Source organism: Paracoccus sp. SM22M-07 (assembly GCF_001887735.1).
In the GTDB taxonomy this organism is placed as follows: Bacteria; Pseudomonadota; Alphaproteobacteria; order Rhodobacterales; family Rhodobacteraceae; genus Paracoccus.
Map to the genome: position 1 here is coordinate 288153 of NZ_JPKW01000001.1, position 17255 is coordinate 305407.

The 17255-nt window shown below is 66.7% G+C and carries 18 protein-coding genes; 5 read left to right on the top strand and 13 right to left on the bottom strand.

Annotation, left to right across the window (positions count from 1 at the left end; translation table 11 throughout):
* Nucleotides 1-21 precede the first annotated feature (21 nt).
* On the bottom strand, nt 22-1320 hold the full coding sequence (locus IE00_RS01470; RefSeq protein WP_072295275.1) for a DUF2254 domain-containing protein: 1299 nt from the start codon (nt 1318-1320) through the stop codon (nt 22-24).
* A gap of 3 nt (nt 1321-1323) precedes the next feature.
* Nucleotides 1324-2097 carry a M48 family metalloprotease gene (locus IE00_RS01475; protein WP_072295276.1) on the bottom strand — a complete coding sequence of 258 codons (774 nt, stop codon included), beginning with the start codon at nt 2095-2097 and terminating at the stop codon, nt 1324-1326.
* A 162-nt stretch (nt 2098-2259) separates the two neighbouring features.
* Between IE00_RS01475 and IE00_RS01480 the strand changes: the two genes are divergently transcribed.
* Nucleotides 2260-2508, top strand: coding sequence for a hypothetical protein (locus IE00_RS01480; protein ID WP_072295277.1), 249 nt, complete (start codon nt 2260-2262; stop codon nt 2506-2508).
* On the opposite strand, the gene IE00_RS01485 is transcribed toward IE00_RS01480, so the two are convergent.
* Nucleotides 2481-2753, bottom strand: coding sequence for a DUF167 domain-containing protein (locus IE00_RS01485; RefSeq protein ID WP_072295278.1), 273 nt, complete (start codon nt 2751-2753; stop codon nt 2481-2483). The two genes, IE00_RS01480 and IE00_RS01485, sit on opposite strands and share 28 nt — an antisense overlap.
* A 90-nt stretch (nt 2754-2843) precedes the next feature.
* On the opposite strand from IE00_RS01485, the gene IE00_RS01490 reads away from it, so the two are divergent.
* Complete coding sequence (locus IE00_RS01490; RefSeq protein ID WP_072295631.1) at nt 2844-3407, top strand: nitroreductase; 564 nt, start codon at nt 2844-2846, stop codon at nt 3405-3407.
* Nucleotides 3404-4120 carry an EI24 domain-containing protein gene (locus IE00_RS01495; protein ID WP_072295279.1) on the top strand — a complete coding sequence of 239 codons (717 nt, stop codon included), beginning with the start codon at nt 3404-3406 and terminating at the stop codon, nt 4118-4120. Before IE00_RS01490 ends, IE00_RS01495 begins: the two co-directional genes overlap by 4 nt.
* Here IE00_RS01495 and IE00_RS01500 read toward each other — a convergent pair.
* Both IE00_RS01500 and mce read right to left on the bottom strand, forming a co-directional pair.
* Nucleotides 4077-4349 (bottom strand): DUF1467 family protein, encoded by a 273-nt coding sequence (locus tag IE00_RS01500; protein WP_072295280.1) that lies wholly within the window; start codon nt 4347-4349, stop codon nt 4077-4079. The genes IE00_RS01495 and IE00_RS01500 overlap by 44 nt on opposite strands.
* Nucleotides 4349-4753 carry a methylmalonyl-CoA epimerase gene (mce, locus tag IE00_RS01505; RefSeq protein WP_072295281.1) on the bottom strand — a complete coding sequence of 135 codons (405 nt, stop codon included), beginning with the start codon at nt 4751-4753 and terminating at the stop codon, nt 4349-4351. Before mce ends, IE00_RS01500 begins: the two co-directional genes overlap by 1 nt.
* 129 nt (nt 4754-4882) lie before the next feature.
* Here mce and IE00_RS01510 point away from each other — a divergent pair, with 129 nt between their 5' ends.
* Complete coding sequence (locus IE00_RS01510; RefSeq protein ID WP_083554006.1) at nt 4883-5611, top strand: response regulator; 729 nt, start codon at nt 4883-4885, stop codon at nt 5609-5611.
* Here the strand turns inward: IE00_RS01510 and IE00_RS01515 are convergent.
* From IE00_RS01515 to IE00_RS01545, 7 genes are all read right to left on the bottom strand, one after another.
* On the bottom strand, nt 5608-6783 hold the full coding sequence (locus IE00_RS01515; protein WP_072295282.1) for a DUF1501 domain-containing protein: 1176 nt from the start codon (nt 6781-6783) through the stop codon (nt 5608-5610). The genes IE00_RS01510 and IE00_RS01515 overlap by 4 nt on opposite strands.
* A gap of 4 nt (nt 6784-6787) precedes the next feature.
* Nucleotides 6788-8158 (bottom strand): DUF1800 family protein, encoded by a 1371-nt coding sequence (locus tag IE00_RS01520; protein WP_072295283.1) that lies wholly within the window; start codon nt 8156-8158, stop codon nt 6788-6790.
* A gap of 65 nt (nt 8159-8223) precedes the next feature.
* Nucleotides 8224-9999: an aspartate--tRNA ligase gene (gene aspS / locus IE00_RS01525; protein ID WP_072295284.1), complete on the bottom strand. Its 1776-nt coding sequence runs from the start codon at nt 9997-9999 to the stop codon at nt 8224-8226.
* A gap of 59 nt (nt 10000-10058) precedes the next feature.
* The gene (locus tag IE00_RS01530; protein ID WP_072295285.1) at nt 10059-10721 is read right to left on the bottom strand and encodes a type II CAAX prenyl endopeptidase Rce1 family protein; all 663 of its coding nucleotides are present in this window, start codon (nt 10719-10721) and stop codon (nt 10059-10061) included.
* Nucleotides 10694-11494, bottom strand: a complete 801-nt coding sequence (locus IE00_RS01535) for a GH25 family lysozyme (RefSeq protein ID WP_072295286.1) — start codon at nt 11492-11494, stop codon at nt 10694-10696. The genes IE00_RS01530 and IE00_RS01535 overlap by 28 nt, the downstream gene beginning before the upstream one ends.
* 183 nt (nt 11495-11677) lie before the next feature.
* On the bottom strand, nt 11678-11983 hold the full coding sequence (locus IE00_RS01540; protein ID WP_072295287.1) for a hypothetical protein: 306 nt from the start codon (nt 11981-11983) through the stop codon (nt 11678-11680).
* An 85-nt stretch (nt 11984-12068) separates the two neighbouring features.
* Nucleotides 12069-13448 carry an FAD-binding oxidoreductase gene (locus IE00_RS01545; protein WP_072295288.1) on the bottom strand — a complete coding sequence of 460 codons (1380 nt, stop codon included), beginning with the start codon at nt 13446-13448 and terminating at the stop codon, nt 12069-12071.
* Between the two features lie 129 nt (nt 13449-13577).
* Here IE00_RS01545 and IE00_RS01550 point away from each other — a divergent pair, with 129 nt between their 5' ends.
* Complete coding sequence (locus IE00_RS01550) at nt 13578-15269, top strand: chloride channel protein (RefSeq protein WP_072295633.1); 1692 nt, start codon at nt 13578-13580, stop codon at nt 15267-15269.
* Between the two features lie 59 nt (nt 15270-15328).
* Here the strand turns inward: IE00_RS01550 and cobT are convergent, their stop codons facing one another.
* Nucleotides 15329-17200: a cobaltochelatase subunit CobT gene (gene cobT, locus IE00_RS01555; protein WP_072295289.1), complete on the bottom strand. Its 1872-nt coding sequence runs from the start codon at nt 17198-17200 to the stop codon at nt 15329-15331.
* Nucleotides 17201-17255: the final 55 nt, after the last annotated feature.

Here is a 17255-nt window from a genome sequence, read left to right on the forward strand (position 1 = left end):
GTGCATCTTGCGGTTGCCTTGTTACCCGTTTGGCACAACCGCTGCTGCCGCCTCGGATAATTGCTCGGCGCGGCGGCGGACCTGATCGCGCTGACCCTGCAGCGACAGCCCGTCCATGGCATATTCCAGGCAGTCGTCCGACAGGCGGACAGCCGCTGGGCCAAAGACCTGGGGGGCCAGATTCGTCAGCGCGATCAGGCAATCCTGCAAGGCATGCTGAACCTGGAAATTCGACGCACCATCGCGGGCCAGGGGCAGCAGGCTGTCGCGCAGCATCTCCTCGGCGCTCAGTTCGGTCGCATAAAGCCGCGGATAATCGACATCCGGCCGGTGCCGGTTCTGCCAGATCGACAGAATGCGCAGAATGCGGGTGATGACCGCCACCGCCGTCCCCGGATCATTCACCGCCGGCGACAAGGCGCGCTGCGCGGTTTCCGACAGCACCGTAAAGCCGAAACGCGGGTCCTGTTCGAAGCTGCGCGTGGGGCGCACGGTGATGCAGGCCGCCAGTTCAGCCCGGATCGCCTCGGCCTGGTCCTGATCCGCAGGCAGGTTACGGACGTGAATCAGGGCGCTGCGCAGGTGGACAAGGTCGCCGGGGGTGGCCGTCACATAGATGATCAGCTGGTGCTTGTCGGCCAGGTCCGACAGGGTCGCCATGTCGCAGTTCTGGACATGCCCCACGACGGGGGCGGGAACCACCATGCAATCGGGCGGCGGCGATCCACGCAGCGGGTTGGCCCCCATCCAGGGCGATTCCAGGCGGTTCCTGAGTGATGTGGTGGTCGTATCCTCGACCCGGGTCATCATGTCGCCGATCAGCCCCAGTTCCCCCAGCCGGTTGATCCAGCGCAGCAGCGACACCACGACGATCAGCACGATCAGCAGCGTGGCAAAGAACAGCGCGACCCGTCCCCCATCGCCATAAAGTTCGGTCTTGAGCATGATCAGCCCGACCAGGCTGAAGACGAAGGCCCCGATGAAGGTGGCCAGCACCGTCTGGCTGACCGAATCCTTGACCAGCAGTTGCACCGACCGGGGTGTCGTGCTGGAGCTGGCGGTGGCATAGGCCGCCGTCAGGATCGACAGCGAAAAAGTCGTGACCGTCAGCATGCTGGAAGCGATGATCGACAGGATCGGGCCGATCGCATCCGCCCCGATCTTGCCCGCAAGTCCAGAGGGGATGGTATCCTTCAGCAGATAGCCCAGGATCGCCGAAACCAGCCCCAGCACCGCAAAGGCCGTGACCCTGACCCACAGCCGCTGCAACAGCTCTCGCAGCCGCCATTGCAGCCGCCCGACATGTCCCCGCCGCGCCATCGCCTATTGGATCCGGCCGGATTGGACATCGGCCACGGCGCGGCGCACCTGCGCCAGCCGCTGCGCCCGTGACGGGTGGGTGCCCAGCACATGGTTGCCGGGATCGGGAATACGTTCGAACAGACGCGACCCGTTGATCGGGTCGTAATTGGCATTCAGCGTGATGATCGAGCCGAGGTAATCGGCCTCCAGCTCCCAATCGCGGGAGTAGTAGCGCGACCCGACCGATGCGCCGATTTCCTGCGCACGCGCCACCGCATTGCCGTCGCCACCATAGGCCGAGGCGATGCTGCCCAGAACCACCGATGCCGCCGTTGCGGCGCCCGTCTTGCGGTCCAGGTGGTTCAGGATGTGATGGGCGGCCTCGTGGCCCGCGACGAAGGCGATTTCATCGGCGCTGCGGGTCTGCGCGATCAGCGACAGGGTAAAGCCCACGATGGGGCGACCGGTATTGTCGACCGTCTGGAAGGCGTTGGGTTCCAGCCCCGGCCTGTCGTCGACGACGAAGGCGAAATCGCAGTTGATCGGGCGGGTGCGGCGGGTGACGCATTCGCGTTCGACGGCAGGCTCCATCCGGCGCATGACCTGCACGAAGGTGCGCGCCGCATTGCCCGGCGTGGCGTCATAAGGGGCTGAAGCCGACGGCAAGGGCCTGACCGGCGACGGCGCGGGCGCCTGCGGGGCCGTCGGGGCATCGACCGGCACGGCACAGCCGGTCAGCGCCAGCAAGGCTGTCGCGATCAGGGCGGTCCGGGGGGATGTGAATAACGTGATCATATGTGCTGCCCAGTTCCCGATGCCCAGTTCCCGATGAGTGTTCCGCCGACCTTGCCGCCGCGTTGCTTTGCAGTTTACCCTGCCCCGTGGCCGCGTAAACCCCGCCCGCTTGTCGCACCGCGAAGTTCACGCGATTGTCGGGCCTTCCCAAGGAGAATCCGGATGTTCACCATCGAACACGACTTCGACGCAACCGTGATCACCCTGATCGACGAGGCCGAGCCGAACACCCGCCCCCTGAACGAGGATGTCGTCATCCTCAATTTCGACGACCGTGTCGTGCTGGAACAGATGAGCGAGGATGGCGAAGAGGTCGTCCGCATCTGCCTGACCATGCATCAGCTGACCGAATTGCGCCTGGCGCTGAACCTGCCCGAGGGCAATTACCGGCTGGAACCCGACGCCGGCTGATCCAGCCGCATCAGCTTGTCGCGGCCGGCCTGCCCGCGGATCAACGTCAAGCGCGACGGCGCGACCCCAAGCGCCTTGGCCAACAGCTTCAGCACCGCCTTGTTCGCCTTGCCATCCTCAGGCGGCGCCGTCACGTGAACGCGCAGCACGCCATCGTGAAGCGTGATGTCGTTGCGCCGCGCGCCGGGCGTCACGCGCAGGGTGAAGATCGCTCCGGGCAGCGCCATATGGGTCAGATCGGCCATGCCGCCATGGATCACGCGGCACCGCGCCTGCGCAAGCCTGCTTGCGCATCGCGCCCCGATCCGCAACATCCCCCGCAACAGGAGAATGTCATGACCTCACCCATCTTGCAGTTTCTGGCCACCCGCCGGTCCCACCCGCCCAAGCTGATGACCGGCCCTGGCCCCGATCGCGACCAGTTGACCGAATTGCTGACCCTTGCCGCCCGCGTTCCCGACCACGGCAAGCTGGAACCCTGGCGCTTTGTCGTCCTAGGCCGGCAGACGCTGGACGCGCTGGCACCCAGGCTGCATGCGGCGGTGCTGGCCGACGGCCAGGACCAGGCGGCGGCGGACAAGGCGGCATCGGCGTTTGCATCGCCGGTGATCGTCGCGGTGATCCATTCGCCGGTCGACAGTCCCAAGGTGCCGGAATGGGAACAGGAGCTGTCCTCGGGGGCGGTCTGCCTGGGGCTGGTCAACGCGGCCCTGGCATCGGGCTGGGGCGCGGCCTGGCTGACGGGGTTCGCGGCGCTGAACCGGGATTTCGCCCAGGCCCATCTGGGCGTCGCGCCGCATGAACGCGTCGCCGGGCTGATCCATATCGGCACCCCCGGTCCCACGCCCCCCGAACGCCCGCGCCCCGACATCGCCGCCAAGACCCGGTTCCTGCCATGAAGCCGGTCGTCGCCCTGACGCGGGGCTGGGCAGACCTCTTGCGCCCGCGCATCCTGCGGCTGGTGCTGCTGGGGGTGGCGCTGACCATCGGGCTGTTCGTGGCCCTGCAGGCGGTCATCTTCTGGGCGATCCGGCTGTGGCTGCCGGGCGGCTTCACCCTGCCCTGGCTGGGTCAGGTCGATCTGTCGCAGCTGCTGTCATGGGGGTCGCTGGCGCTGTTTCCGGTGATGGGTTTTTTCCTGATGGCACCGGTCGCCGCCGGCTTTTCAGGGCTTTTCGCCGAACATGTCGCCGATGCGGTAGAGGAGATCCACTATCCGCAACGCCGCGGCACATCGGTCGATTTCCTTGACGGGCTGCTGGAATCGCTGGCGGTGGTGGCGGCGGTTCTGGGAGTCAGCCTGATCAGCCTGCTGCTGACGCCATTCTTGGGACCCTTGGCGCCGGTGCTGTTCTTCGGGGCGAACGGCTGGCTGCTGGGCCGCGAATTCTTTCAGATGGCCGCGCGCCGCCACATGGAGGCGGTGCAGGCCAAAGACCTGCGCCGTGCCAATGCCGGGCGCATCACCGCGACGGGCGTTCTGGTGGCACTAGGGCTGGCAGTGCCGTTTGTCAACATCATGCTGCCATTGCTGGCGGCCGCCGCCTTTACCCACCTGTTCCAGATGGTCAGCGGATCAGGTGATCCAGCTGGGAGATATCGTCGCGGGTGATGTAGTCGCCCAGGATGACAAAGGCGATCACGCCCCAGATCGCCGCCGTCACCAGCGTCGTGATCAACAGCTTGCGCCGCCATTGCCCCATATCCGACGGGGCGCCCGCATGGGTGCCTGCCACGACATTCCCGGCATCGGCCTGGCTGCGCTGGCCAAAGGGCAGCACGACGAACAGCGTCAGAAACCAGATCGAGGCAAAGAGAACGATTCCGCCGGTCAGGTTCATCAGATTTCCTCCAGTTCGATCAGGCAGCCATTGAAATCCTTGGGATGCAGGAACAGCACCGGCTTGCCATGCGCGCCGATCTTGGGTTCGCCATTGCCCAGGACCCGCGCGCCTTCGGCCTTCATCTTGTCGCGGGCGGCCAGAATGTCATCCACCTCGAAGCACATGTGATGGATCCCGCCCGAGGGGTTCTTGTCCAGAAACCCCTGGATCGGGCTGTCATCGCCAAGCGGATAAAGCAGTTCGATCTTGGTGTTGGGCAGTTCGATGAAGACGACCGTCACGCCGTGATCGGGTTCGTCCTGGGGCGGTCCCACATGGGCGCCAAGCGTATCGCGATACTGCGCCGCCGCCGCTTCCAGGTCGGGAACCGCAATGGCCACGTGGTTCAGTCGTCCGATCATCGATGCCTCCGCTTTGTCGTCATATCTAGGGGTTTTCGCGGCCCGGTGAAAGGAAAAGCATCGTCGTTAACCGGCTGTTCAGATTTGCCGCGCTAACTGGGACCAGGGAAGATGGAACGGGAATCAGACATGCCGACAGATTTCGCGACGACCCATGACAAACCCTTGCCGCAGTGGCGTTTATCGCTGCCCGGGCGCCCCCTGACCGGGCTGACGGTGCTGGTAATCGAGGATTCGCGCTTTGCAAGCGAGGCCGTGCGTCTGCTGTGCCTCAGATCCGGTGCGCGGATTCGCCGCGCGGATTGCCTGCGCTCGGCGCGCCGCCATCTGGCCGCCTACAGGCCCGCGGTGATCATCGTCGATCTGGGCCTGCCCGATGGCGATGGCGCGACGCTGATCCAGGACCTGCACCAGGCCGTCCCGCGGGTTCCGGTCATCCTGGGCATGTCGGGCGATCCCGACCTGGCGGACCGCGCCCTGAATGCCGGCGCCGACGGGTTTCTGCCCAAACCGGTGGAAAGCCTTGCGGTCTTTCAGCAGACCATCCTGGGCGCCCTGCCGCCCGAAGCGCGCGGCAGCCTGCTGCGCGCCCTGCCCGACGACATGATCCAGCCCGATCAGGCCGGGCTTCGCGACGACCTGCTGCACGCGGCCCAGGTGCTGTCGGATGCAAGCGATACCGATGCCATCGAATACATCATCGGCTTTCTGGCAGGCGTGGCACGGGCGTCCCGCGACCCCGCATTGGGCGATGCCGCGGCGGCACTTGCGCGGGGCGACCGCGAAAACCTGGCCATCGATCTGACCCATCTCAGCTGCCTGGTGCAGGACCGGCTGGCGCAGGTCGCGCAGGTCTAGGCCAGCATCCTGGGATCGCCGCCCATCTGCAGATCGGGAAAGACCGTGCTTTCCAGAACCGATTTCTCGATCCCGAACTTGGCATGCATCGCCCAGGCCGCATAGGCGCGGATGTCGCGCTGCGGCATCAGATCGCGGCCGTCATAGAGGTCGCCCTCGGCCAGCCCCGGCCAATCGCCCAGCACCTTGCCGCCACGCACCGCGCCACCCGTCACCAGCATAGCGCCGCCGGTGCCGTGATCCGTCCCGGCCGAGCCATTTTCGCGCGCCGTGCGCCCGAATTCGGTCATGGCCATGACGGTGGTCCTGTCCCAGTTGTCGCCCAGATCCGCCTTCAGCGTCAGGATCGTCTGGGCCAGACGGCCAAGGCTGCGCTTCAGCGACCCCGACTGGCCCGAATGCGTGTCCCATCCCGCAAGCGAAAAGCTGGCGATGCGCGTCTCGTTGTTCAGGCGGTCTGCGGCGAAGCGGGCAAGGGCGACATGCTCCTCCTCTTTCGTGTCCGGGGCGGGTGCCTTGCCCAGGCCCGCGACGATTTCCAGCGCCTGCGCACTGGCATCGCGGAACAGCGGGTCGTCGTGATAGATCTTCATCAGCAACCGTTCGGCCTGCGGCCCCAGCGTCATCGTCGCCTCGGGGGTCCAGCTTTTGGCCTGCGCCTGTCCCTGCAGGATCAGCATCTTTTCGACCCCGACGGAATAGGCGGTTTCCGAGGTCTGCCCGGGCATCACCTGCAGCAGGCGGTTCAGCCAGCCATCCTGCTGATCGGCCAGGTCCATGTCGGTGCCGGTGCCGGCCTCCAGCATGTTCTGGCCATCGAAATGACTGCGCTTGTCGCGATAGGGCGTCGATACGGCGGGGGCAAAGGCCATCTGGCCCGACTGCCACAAGGGCAGCAGGTCGGACAGGCCGGGATGCAGCGCAAAGAAGCCGTCCAGATCGGTCGCACCGTGATCGGGCCCCAGTGACAGTGTCTGGCGCAACGCGCGCAGGTTCTTGTCGCCATAGGGTTGGAAGGCGTCGATCCCGTCCATGGCGCCGCGCAGGATGATGACGACAAGGCGGTTCTCGCCCGGGGCGCTGGCAAAGGAGGCGGTGGACATCAGCGGGCTGGCCGCCGCCGAACAGCCGATCAGCGCGGTGGATTTCAGGAACAGGCGTCGGGTCAGCATCGCGTCACCTTCGGTTGAAGTCGGCCGAGGCAAGGACCAGCGCCACGCCCTCGGGGTTGCTTTCGGCACGCGGGACCGCCCAGGCGACCGCCTCCGAGGCCGTGTCGCCAAGGGCGTCGCGCAGCAGGTCGCGCGCATCGGGCAGTCGGCCCAGCAATTCGGGCGGGCTGGTCATGGCCCAGTTGATCCGCATGGCGATGCCCTGCGGGCTGGCCCAATCGCTGGCCTTTTCCGGCCAGCCATCGGGTCCGTCGGGCCTGGCCCAGGGCTGCCCCATGATGGCCATCGGGTTCAGCAGGTGCCGGCGCAACGCGGCAGGCCGCAGCGCATCGACCTGCTGGCCCGTCATCCCCAGACCGCGCATCGAGGCCACAAGGAATTCAAAGGGCTGGCGCATCTTGGCGCGCAGGGTCTGTTCCAGTTCGGGTGCCTGGGCCAGCGCCAGGTTCATCGCGCCCAGATCGCCCCCCGTATCGGAAAAGACGCCGGCCAGCCGGTCGACCAGGCCCTGCGGCGGGTCGTCGGCCACGAAATGCACGGCCATCTTGCGCGCGATGTGACGGGCCGTGGCCTCCTGCGTGGCCAGACTGCCGATGACGGCACGGATATCGCCAAGCGAGGCCTTGCCCTTGCCGCCATAGGTTTCGCCCAGCACGGTTTCGGCGCCCGGTTCGGCGCGGCCGGCGCGAAAGACGGTGGGCTGGCGGGGGTTGTAGGTCAGGCCGGTCAGCAACCGGGCCAGTTCTTCGACATCCTGCTGCGTGTAATCCGCGCCGACGCCCATGCTGTGCAGCTCGATCATCTCTCGGGCCAGGTTTTCGTTCAGGCCCAGGCTCTGCTTGGGGCGGCTTTTCGCCAGCATCGAATTCGGCCCGACCGATCGCGTCTGGTCCAGATAGCGCAGCATCGCCGGGTGGGTTTCGGCGGCGAACATCATGTCGGCGAACTTGCCCGTCAGGTGCGGGCGGATGGCGTCCTGCACGATGGCGTCCGACATCAGGTTGAAATAGATGCTGCCGCCCGCCACCGTGAAGTGATCGGCCCAGAACCACACCAGCCGTTCCCCGAACCCCGTCGGATCATCCACCGCGCGGGCAAAGCGGCGCAGGACCGCCGCCTGGAACAGGCCGCGCAGCCGCTGCTTGTGCATGCGGCTGGCCTTATTCTGTTCCTTGGTGCCGTTGCGGGCCACCTGCGCCAGCTGCTGGCCCTTGCTTTGCCATTCGCGAACCTTGTCGAGGGTGATCCCATCGGGTTCGGGGCCGGCCTGCGCCACCAATCGGGCCACCTGGGCAGGGTCCGACGGCAATGGCCTGCGCGGCGACAATCCGTAGCCAAGCCGGATGGCGGCAAGCTGTTCGTAGGGCAGAGACATGAAGGCGGGCTCCGGACAGTGTGCTGCTTTGCAGCATCCTGCCATGCAGGGGCCCGCCTGTCAGATCACTCTTTCGGCAAGGCGCGCAGGCGCAGGTCGCGCATCTGCTCGTTCGTGGGCTCGCTTGGCGCGCCCATCATCAGGTCCTCGGCGCGCTGGTTCATCGGGAACATGATGACCTCGCGGATGTTCTGTTCGTCCGCCAGCAGCATCACGATGCGGTCGATGCCGGCAGCACAGCCCCCGTGCGGCGGCGCGCCGTAACGGAACGCCTTGACCATGCCGCCAAAACGCTTCTCGACCTCGCTTGCCGGGTATCCGGCCAGCTCGAAGGCCTTGAACATGATCTCGGGCTTGTGGTTGCGGATCGCGCCGCTGATCAGCTCGTACCCGTTGCAGGCCAGGTCGTACTGGTATCCCAGAACCTCCAGCGGGTCGCCGTTCAGCGCCTCCATCCCGCCCTGCGGCATCGAGAAGGGGTTGTGGCTGAAGTCGATCTTGCCGTCGTCGGTCTTCTCGTACATTGGGAAATCGACGATCCAGGCGAACTTGAACTGGTTTTCGTCGATCAGGCCCAATTCACGGCCAATTTCCGTGCGGGCGCGGCCCGCCACGGCTTCGAACTGGTCGGGACGACCGCCCAGGAAGAAGGCCGCATCACCCTCGGCCAGCCCCAGCTGCTCGCGGATGGCTTCGGTCTTTTCGACGCCCAGTGCCTTGGCGATCGGGCCCGCGGCTTCGGTCGTGCCGTCCTCGGCCTTGCGCCAGATGATATAGCCCATGCCGGGCAGGCCCTGTTGCTGGGCAAAGGCGTTCATGCGGTCGGCGAACTTGCGGCTGCCGCCGGTGGGCGCGGGAATGGCGCGAACCTGGGTCCCGTCCTGTTCCAGAAGCTTGGCAAAGATGCCAAAGCCCGACCCGCGGAAATGCTCGCTGACGATCTGCATCTCGATGGGGTTGCGCAGGTCGGGCTTGTCGCTGCCATATTTCAGCAGGCTTTCCGCATAGGGGATCAGCGGCCATTCGGCATCAACGCGACGACCGCCGCCGAATTCCTCGAACAGCCCCTGAATGACCGGCTGGACGGTGGCAAAGACGTCTTCCTGGCGGACGAAGGACATCTCCATGTCCAGCTGATAGAAGTCGGTCGGGCTGCGGTCGGCGCGAGGATCTTCGTCACGGAAGCAGGGGGCGATCTGGAAATACTTGTCAAAGCCCGCGACCATGATCAGCTGCTTGAACTGCTGGGGCGCCTGCGGCAGGGCATAGAACTTGCCGGGATGCAGGCGCGACGGCACCAGGAAGTCGCGCGCGCCCTCGGGGGATGACGCGGTGATGATCGGGGTCTGGAATTCGGTGAAATCCTGGTCCCACATGCGGTTGCGGATCGAACGGATGACCTTGGAGCGCAGCATGATGTTGTTGTGCGGGCTGTCGCGGCGCAGGTCCAGAAAGCGATAGGCCAGGCGCGTTTCCTCGGGGTAGTCCTGATCGCCGAAGACCGGCAGGGGCAGTTCGTCGGACGCGCCCAGCACCTCCAGCTCGGTCGCATAGACCTCGATCTCGCCGGTGGGCAGCTTGGGGTTGACCAGCGACGCGTCGCGCATCTTCACGCGGCCGTCGATGCGGATCACGGTTTCGGCGCGCAGCTTTTCCATCGCGGCAAAGGCCGGGCTGTCGCTGTCGGCCAGGACCTGGGTCATTCCGTAATGGTCGCGCAGGTCGACGAACAACACGCCCCCGTGGTCGCGAACGCGGTGGACCCACCCCGACAGGCGGACGGTTTCACCGGCATTGGCGGCTTTCAGATCGCCGCATGTGTGGCTGCGATAGGCGTGCATGATCAGTCCCCATTTGTTGACCCCCGCACAAAGCGCGGGACGGGCGGGAAGTCAACCGTTCAGAACGGCCGCTGGACGTTCCCGGTATAGAAATAGACCCCCATGCCGACCGCGAACAGGACGTTGCCCGCCACCGCATGCAGCGCCCAGGCCGCCGGAAAACCGTGGCGCAGATAGGCGCGCGCAAAGATCCAGCCGCCGCAGAAGGTCATGAAGGCGACGATCCAGGACCAGTACATCAGATGCGCGAAGGAGAAGATGGCCGCGTTCAGCGCGATGGCCGCCCGCCCCTGCGGCAGGATCGCCCCATAGCGATGGAAGAACAGCGGGCGGAAGATCAGTTCCTGCGGCAGGGCCGACAGCAGCGGATAGAAGGTCCAGATGATCAGCAGAAATCCGGGATTGTTGCGCGGTATGGAAAACAGCGCGCCGGGACGCGTCACGGCCAGGATTGCCCAGCAGGTCAGCAGCGTCACCACCGCGATGCCCGCGATTTCCAGCCAGGGCATGCGTCGCCAGCCGCGCACCAGGATCCGCCACTTGAAGCCGCCCGTCACCCACAGCAGGATCATGCCGCCGACGCTGAACAGCGCCAGCGCCGGAAACAGCATGCCCTTGGGCAGGAACAGAGCCATGGCCAGCGGCGCCCCGATATAGAGCGCCGCGAATTCCACCTTCAGCCAGCGATGCGGCCTTACCGCACCATGCGTTGTTGCAACCATCGTGCCCAATCCGAAGCCGAACCCGCGAAGGCGTTCAGGTCCACATCACCCGAGATGCCCGGGACCGACCCCGTGCCGGTATATTGCCAGAAGCCCCAACGCTGACCCGGATAGACCCGGCTGGGGTGATCGGCGGTCGAACGCAGCCAGAACTCGGTCCGGATGTCGCCCATGCGGTTGTCGCGATAGAAATCGACCGTGGTATAGATGATGGGCCGCTGGCCGTAATGCCGGCCCACGATCTGCAGAAAGACCTCGGCCTCGCGCTTGACCTCATAGGCGGGGGGACGGCGCGGGCAGTTGCGGGAATTGGACCATTCCATGTCCAGCACCGGCGGCAGCGACCCTGCCTCGCGCGGGACGTTCTGGATAAACCAATAGGCGTTTTCCGCACCCGAACGGCAGAAGTAATAGAAGTGATAGGCCCCGCGCGGAATGCGTGCCTGCCCCGCCTCGCGCCAATAGCGCATGAAGTTCGGGTCGGTGTGATCGCCGCCTTCGGTCGCCTTGATGAAGGCAAAGCTGATGCCCGCGCCGCGCACCCGGTTCCAGTCGATGTCGCCCTGCCAGCGCGAGATGTCGATCCCGTGGACGGCATGGCCATAGGGGCTGCCGTTCTGCCAGTTGTGCGGCCGGTTGTCGCCCAGCTGCGGGTTCGCGCCCGGTCCGGGTGCGTTGCGGTATCCACCACCACCACTGGGCGGCGTGCGGGAACATGAGACGGCGAATGTCACCACCATCAGTCCCAGCAACAATTTCCTGAAGATGTTCATGCCTGCCCCATTGGTTTTGCGTTGTCCGCGGCGGCTTCCTGCGCGCCATTGTGTCGGGTTATCGCAAAACCGTGAGGCTTTGTCATCGGGCCGAAGCGGTCACGAGTCCGTCAGCCCTGAAAATGCATCAAAAGAAACGGGCCCGACATGGCGGGCCCGTCCTTCATCTGTTACCGGATGGTCTCAGTTCACCGGGGCGGCGTCCTCGGGGGCGGCATCTTCGGTCGTGGCTTGGGGAGATGCGTCGGCAGGGGTGTCGCCACCCGGCGCACCCGGGGCCTCGTCATCGCCGGTGACGCCTTCGACATCGGTGACGGGGGTGTCGGACGGCGGGGCCGTCGTCGCGATGCCGTCGCCTTCGGGTTCGCTGGTGCCGGGCTGGAAGACCACGAAGACCAATGCCGCCACGATCAGGGCCACCACGATGGCGATCAGTGCGGGCTTGTGATTCCGGGCTTCGTGTTGCGGATCCTGATCGTTATGGGACATGTTTTCCTCCTCGGGGGGTTCATATGAAGGCCAACGCCCCCCCGCAGGGGCGGTTCCCCGCCCCGTGTCAGCTTGCCGCGCCGGCTTAAACCGGATCGGGCACCAGCTTGCCGGGGTTCAGGATGTTGCCGGGGTCCAGCGCCGCCTTGATCGCCCCCATCACCTGCCATCCCGGACCGTGTTCCTCGGACATCATCGACCGCTTGCCGATCCCGATCCCATGTTCGCCGGTGATCGTGCCGCCCACCGTCAGCGCGTGGCGGGCCATCCGCTGCGCGATCTGCTTGGCGGCGGCGATCTCGGCGGGGGATTCGGGATCGACCAGCAGCAGCGAATGGAAGTTCCCGTCGCCCACATGACCGACGATCGGCCCGATCATGCCCGCGGCCTGGATGTCGGCGGCGGCCTGTTCGACCGCATCGGCCAGCTGCGACATCGGCACGCAGACATCCGTCACCACCCCCACCGCACCGGGCCGCAGCACGAAGGCGGCGTGATAGGCCCCGTGCCGCATCCGCCACAGCCGGGCCCGGTCCTCGGGCGTGGTGGCCCAGTCAAATCCCGACGCGCCGCAATCGCGCGCGATCTCTCCGAACCGTTCGGCATCCTGGGCGACGGCATTCTCGGAGCCGTGAAACTCGATCATCAGATGCGGCGTCTCGGGCAGGGTGGTGCCGGATTTCAGGTTGAAGGCCCGCGCCGTCAGCGCATCCACGAACTCGATCCGCGCCATCGGGATGCCCGACTGGATGGTCATCGTGACGCATTCGACCGCCGCCCGCAGATCGGGGAACCCGCAGACCGCCGATGCCACCTGTTCGGGCTGGCCATGCAGGCGCAGCGTCAGTTCGGTGATGATCCCCAAGGTGCCTTCGGACCCCACGAACAGCGCCGTCAGATCGTAACCCGCGCTGCTTTTCGCCGCCCGCGTGCCGGTGCGGATGACCTGCCCGTCAGCCAGCACCACCTCCAGTGCGATGACATTGTCGCGCATGGTGCCGTAACGCACCGCCGTCGTGCCGCTGGCGCGCGTGGCGGCCATCCCGCCCAAGCTGGCATCCGCGCCAGGATCGACGGAGAAGAACAGCCCCGTCGCGCGCAGATCGGCATTCAGCGCCTCGCGCGTGACGCCGGGCTGCAGGGTGACCTGCATGTCCTCGGGGCGGGTTTCGATGATGCGGTTCATCCGCCCCAGGTTCAGCGTGACGCCCCCCTGGCTGGCCAAAGCATGCCCCTCCAGCGACGTCCCCGTACCCCAGGCGATCACCGGCACCCCTGCCGCCGCGCAGGCCCTGACGATGGCCGCCACCTCGGAGGTGGTTTCGGCATAGGCCACGGCATCGGGGGGCGGCGCGGTGTGAAAGCTCTCGGATGCGGCATGCTGTTCGCGGTCCCCGCGTCCGGTGGCAAATCGCGCGCCCAGCAGGTCGGTCAGTTCCGCGACAAGGCTTTCGGGCAGGGCCATGGGATGTTCCTTCTTCTATGCGGGGGCAGATTACGCCCGATGCCTGCGAAGGCAACCACCGCCGCCACGCTGGACCCGGGGGCCGATCTGTGGTCGGGTGAAGGCCCGCCACGCATCGCGACCCTGCCCATGCCCCCTGCCCCGGACCCCAAACGCCCCCAACCCTGGACCGCCCTGCGCAACCGGCTGCGCGACGTCATGCGCCTGATGCGCGATCGCGGCCCCAGCCAGGCGCAGTTCTGGATCCTGGCGCTGCTGATCGGGACCGGCGCGGGCTTTGCCGCCGTGGGCTTCCGGCTGGGGATTTCGGCATTGCAGCACGCGGTCTACGGCGCCGACGACATGACGCTGGCCAGCACGGCGGACCATCTGCCCTGGGCCTGGGTGCTGATCGTGCCGGTGCTGGGCGGGCTGGCGGTCGGCCTGATCCTGGACCGCTTCACCCCCGATGCGCGCGTCCGGGCCGTTTCGGACGTGATCGAGGGCGCGGCCCTTGACGGCGGCCGCGTCGAAACCCGCGAGGGGCTGGCCTCGGCCGCCGCATCGCTGATCACCCTCGGCACCGGCGGCAGTTCGGGCCGCGAGGGGCCGGTCGTGCATCTGGCGGGCGTCATCTCGACAGCGGTCGCCACGCGCATCAAGGCCAGCCCCATCACCGGGCGCGAACTGCTGGGATGCGGCGTCGCGGGGGCGGTGGCCGCGAGCTTCAACGCCCCCATCGCCGGCGCCCTCTTCGCGCATGAGGTCGTGCTGCGCCATTTTGCCGTCCACGCCTTCGCCCCCATCGCCATCGCGGCCGTCGCAGGCACCGTCATCAACCGCATGCAGTTCGGCGGCCTGACCGAATTCACCCTGCCCGACCGCATGGATATCGGCTTTTACATCGAACTTCCCGCCTTCATGCTGCTGGGTCTGGTCTGCGCGCTGGTGGCGGCGGCGATGATGAAGGGCATCTTCCGCGCCGAACGGACCGGCACGGCCATCATGGCGCGTCTGGGTTGGCCGCGCTGGTCGCGTCCGGCCATCGCGGGCCTTTTCCTGGGGCTGATCGCCATTCCTTTCCCCCACATCATCGGCGTCGGCTATGAAACCACTGCCGCCGCGCTGTCGGGTCAGATCGGTCTGTCGCAGGCGGTTCTGCTGGCATCGGTCAAGGCCCTGGCCGTCGCCATCACGCTTGGCGGACGCATGGGGGGCGGCGTCTTTTCCCCGGCTCTGGTCATGGGGTCGCTGACGGGGCTGGCCTTCGGGATCATCGCGACGGGACTTGCCCCCAGCCTGTCGGGCAATGTCGATGTCTATGCCTTCGCGGGCATGGGCGCGGTGGGCGCGGCGGTGCTGGGCGCACCCATCTCGACCGCGCTGATCGTGTTCGAGATGACGGGCGACTGGCAGACCGGCATCGCGGTGATGACCGCCATCTCGCTCAGCTCGGCCCTGGCGTCGCGGCTGGTGCGGCGGTCCTTCTTCTTCAGCCAACTGGAAAACCGCGGCATCCACCTGGCCGAAGGTCCGCATATCTGGCTGCCCCGCAACCTGCGCATCACACCCGTCATCCGTGCCTTGGACAGCGAGGCCGCCCCGGCCAGCGACCTGGTCCGCAACATCGCCGCGTCAGGGGATACCCTGACCCAGGGCATGACGCTGGAACAGGCCCTGCGCGAATTCGACAGCAGCGGGGCCGCCTTCCTGCCGGTGATGTCGCAGCCTGATCCGGACACCGACGCCGAACCGCAGATCATCGGCGTCGTCTATCACATCGACGCGCTGCGGACCCTGAACCGCGCCCTTGCCGAAACCGCAGCCGAGGAACACGCCTGACACAGGGCGCGCCAGCGGGGGTCCGGGGGGCCGGCCCCCCGGCCGTCGCGGGACGCAGATCAACGCCGCCGCAGGGAGGCCATGCCCAAGACCCGCGCGCGCTTGCGGGGATCGCTGTCGAACAGCGCCGCCAGCTGTTCTGTGATCGCCCCCGCCAGCTGTTCCGCGTCGGTGATCGTCACGGCGCGTTCGTAATACCGCGTCACATCGTGCCCGATGCCGATGGCCAGCAATTCGACCGCGCGGCGCTTCTCGACCATGGCGATCACGTCGCGCAGATGCCGTTCCAGGAAGTTCGCCGGATTGACAGACAGCGTCGAATCATCGACCGGCGCCCCGTCCGAGATGACCATCAGGATCTTGCGCGCCTCGGACCGCTTGACCAGGCGGCGATGCGCCCATTCCAGCGCCTCGCCGTCGATGTTCTCCTTCAGCAGGCCTTCCTTCATCATCAGCCCCAGATTGGGGCGCACCCGACGCCAAGGCGCGTCGGCGGATTTATAGATGATGTGGCGCAGGTCGTTCAGGCGACCGGGCTGGGCGGGACGGCCGGCGGCCAGCCAAGCCTCGCGCGCCTGCCCGCCCTTCCATGCGCGGGTGGTGAAACCCAGGATCTCGACCTTGACGTTGCAGCGCTCCAGCGTACGCGCCAGCACATCCGCACAGATCGCGGCGATGCTGATCGGACGGCCGCGCATCGATCCCGAATTGTCGATCAGCAGCGTCACGACCGTGTCGCGGAACTCGGTATCCTTCTCAATCTTGAAGGACAGCGGCATGGTCGGGTTTGCCACCACGCGCGCCAAGCGGCCCGCGTCCAGCACGCCCTCCTCCTTGTCGAATTCCCAGCTGCGGTTCTGCTGGGCCTGCAGGCGCCGCTGCAATTTATTCGCCAGACGGCTGACGGCCCCGCGCAAAGGGTCCAGCTGCTTGTCCAGATAGGCGCGCAGCCGTTCCAGCTCGGCCTCGTCGGCCAGGTCTTCGGCGCGGATCTCCTCGTCCCAGTTCTGGGCAAAGACGGTGTAATCGGGGCTGGCATCGCTGACCGGGGGCGGCTGGTCGGGCGGCGCATCGGATTCGGGCATCTCGGCCTCATCCGACATCTCGTCCTCGGACTGGTCATCCATGCTGACCGAGGCCTGCTGTTCATCCTGTGTCTGTTCCTGGCTGCGTTCGGAACTGGCCTCGGAATCCTCGCTGTCATCCTGTTCGCGGGACTGGTTGTCGCCCGATTCCTCGTCCTGCTCGGAATTGTCGTCGGCGTCGTCATCCTCGGGCTGATCGGGGTCCTCGCCCAGCTGGTCGCCATAGCCCAGATCGGTGATGATCTGGCGCGCAAGGCGGGCAAAGCTGGACTGGTCGGCCAGCGCCCTGTTCACGTCCGACAGCGACCCGCCCGCCTGGCTTTCCACGAAGGGACGCCACAGGTCGGCCACGTTCTGCGCCCCCGGGGGCAAGGGGCGGCCCGTCGCCGCCTGCCGCACGATATAGCCCGCCGCGACCGACAGCGGCGCATCGGCGGGGGCGCTGATCTGGGCATAGCCCTTCTTGTCGGCATCCGCCCCGATCCGCGCGTCGATGTTGGACAGCGCACCCGGCATGTCGCGCGCACCCAAAGCCTCGCAGCGGGCGGTTTCCATCGCCTCGTAAAGCTCGCGCGCCATGGGGCCTGCGGGGGCGTATTTCGCGTGCGTCGCGGCGTCGTGGTGGCGCACCCGCATGGCAAAGGCATCGGCGGTGCCGCGCGCCAGCAATACTTCGTCGCGGGCCATGCGGCGGCTGATCTGCGGCAGGCGCATCGTGTCGCCCGCCATGCCCGACGGGTCCGCCGTGAAGGTGACGTTCAGTTCATGTTCGTCGGCCATCGCCCGCGTGGCTTGGGTCAGCGCCTTCTTGAAGGGATCGGCGGGATTGTCAGTGGGCTTGTTCATGTCACGTCTTCTCCCCACGCGGCGGCTTTCGGATGGTGGGGGCGGGCCTCATGCC

What these genes read in the sequence shown, in the direction of transcription:
- IE00_RS01470 (WP_072295275.1), bottom strand. Translation starts at nt 1,320, where the DNA reads ATGGCGCGGCGGGGACATGTCGGGCGGCTGCAATGGCGGCTGCGAGAG.
- IE00_RS01540 (WP_072295287.1), bottom strand. Translation starts at nt 11,983, where the DNA reads ATGTCCCATAACGATCAGGATCCGCAACACGAAGCCCGGAATCACAAG.
- IE00_RS01530 (WP_072295285.1), bottom strand. Translation starts at nt 10,721, where the DNA reads ATGGTTGCAACAACGCATGGTGCGGTAAGGCCGCATCGCTGGCTGAAG.
- IE00_RS01480 (WP_072295277.1), top strand. Translation starts at nt 2,260, where the DNA reads ATGTTCACCATCGAACACGACTTCGACGCAACCGTGATCACCCTGATC.
- IE00_RS01495 (WP_072295279.1), top strand. Translation starts at nt 3,404, where the DNA reads ATGAAGCCGGTCGTCGCCCTGACGCGGGGCTGGGCAGACCTCTTGCGC.
- IE00_RS01545 (WP_072295288.1), bottom strand. Translation starts at nt 13,448, where the DNA reads ATGGCCCTGCCCGAAAGCCTTGTCGCGGAACTGACCGACCTGCTGGGC.
- IE00_RS01510 (WP_083554006.1), top strand. Translation starts at nt 4,883, where the DNA reads ATGCCGACAGATTTCGCGACGACCCATGACAAACCCTTGCCGCAGTGG.
- IE00_RS01485 (WP_072295278.1), bottom strand. Translation starts at nt 2,753, where the DNA reads ATGGCCGATCTGACCCATATGGCGCTGCCCGGAGCGATCTTCACCCTG.
- IE00_RS01475 (WP_072295276.1), bottom strand. Translation starts at nt 2,097, where the DNA reads ATGATCACGTTATTCACATCCCCCCGGACCGCCCTGATCGCGACAGCC.
- IE00_RS01490 (WP_072295631.1), top strand. Translation starts at nt 2,844, where the DNA reads ATGACCTCACCCATCTTGCAGTTTCTGGCCACCCGCCGGTCCCACCCG.
- IE00_RS01550 (WP_072295633.1), top strand. Translation starts at nt 13,578, where the DNA reads ATGCCCCCTGCCCCGGACCCCAAACGCCCCCAACCCTGGACCGCCCTG.
- IE00_RS01520 (WP_072295283.1), bottom strand. Translation starts at nt 8,158, where the DNA reads ATGTCTCTGCCCTACGAACAGCTTGCCGCCATCCGGCTTGGCTACGGA.
- IE00_RS01515 (WP_072295282.1), bottom strand. Translation starts at nt 6,783, where the DNA reads ATGCTGACCCGACGCCTGTTCCTGAAATCCACCGCGCTGATCGGCTGT.
- mce (WP_072295281.1), bottom strand. Translation starts at nt 4,753, where the DNA reads ATGATCGGACGACTGAACCACGTGGCCATTGCGGTTCCCGACCTGGAA.
- cobT (WP_072295289.1), bottom strand. Translation starts at nt 17,200, where the DNA reads ATGAACAAGCCCACTGACAATCCCGCCGATCCCTTCAAGAAGGCGCTG.
- IE00_RS01500 (WP_072295280.1), bottom strand. Translation starts at nt 4,349, where the DNA reads ATGAACCTGACCGGCGGAATCGTTCTCTTTGCCTCGATCTGGTTTCTG.
- aspS (WP_072295284.1), bottom strand. Translation starts at nt 9,999, where the DNA reads ATGCACGCCTATCGCAGCCACACATGCGGCGATCTGAAAGCCGCCAAT.
- IE00_RS01535 (WP_072295286.1), bottom strand. Translation starts at nt 11,494, where the DNA reads ATGAACATCTTCAGGAAATTGTTGCTGGGACTGATGGTGGTGACATTC.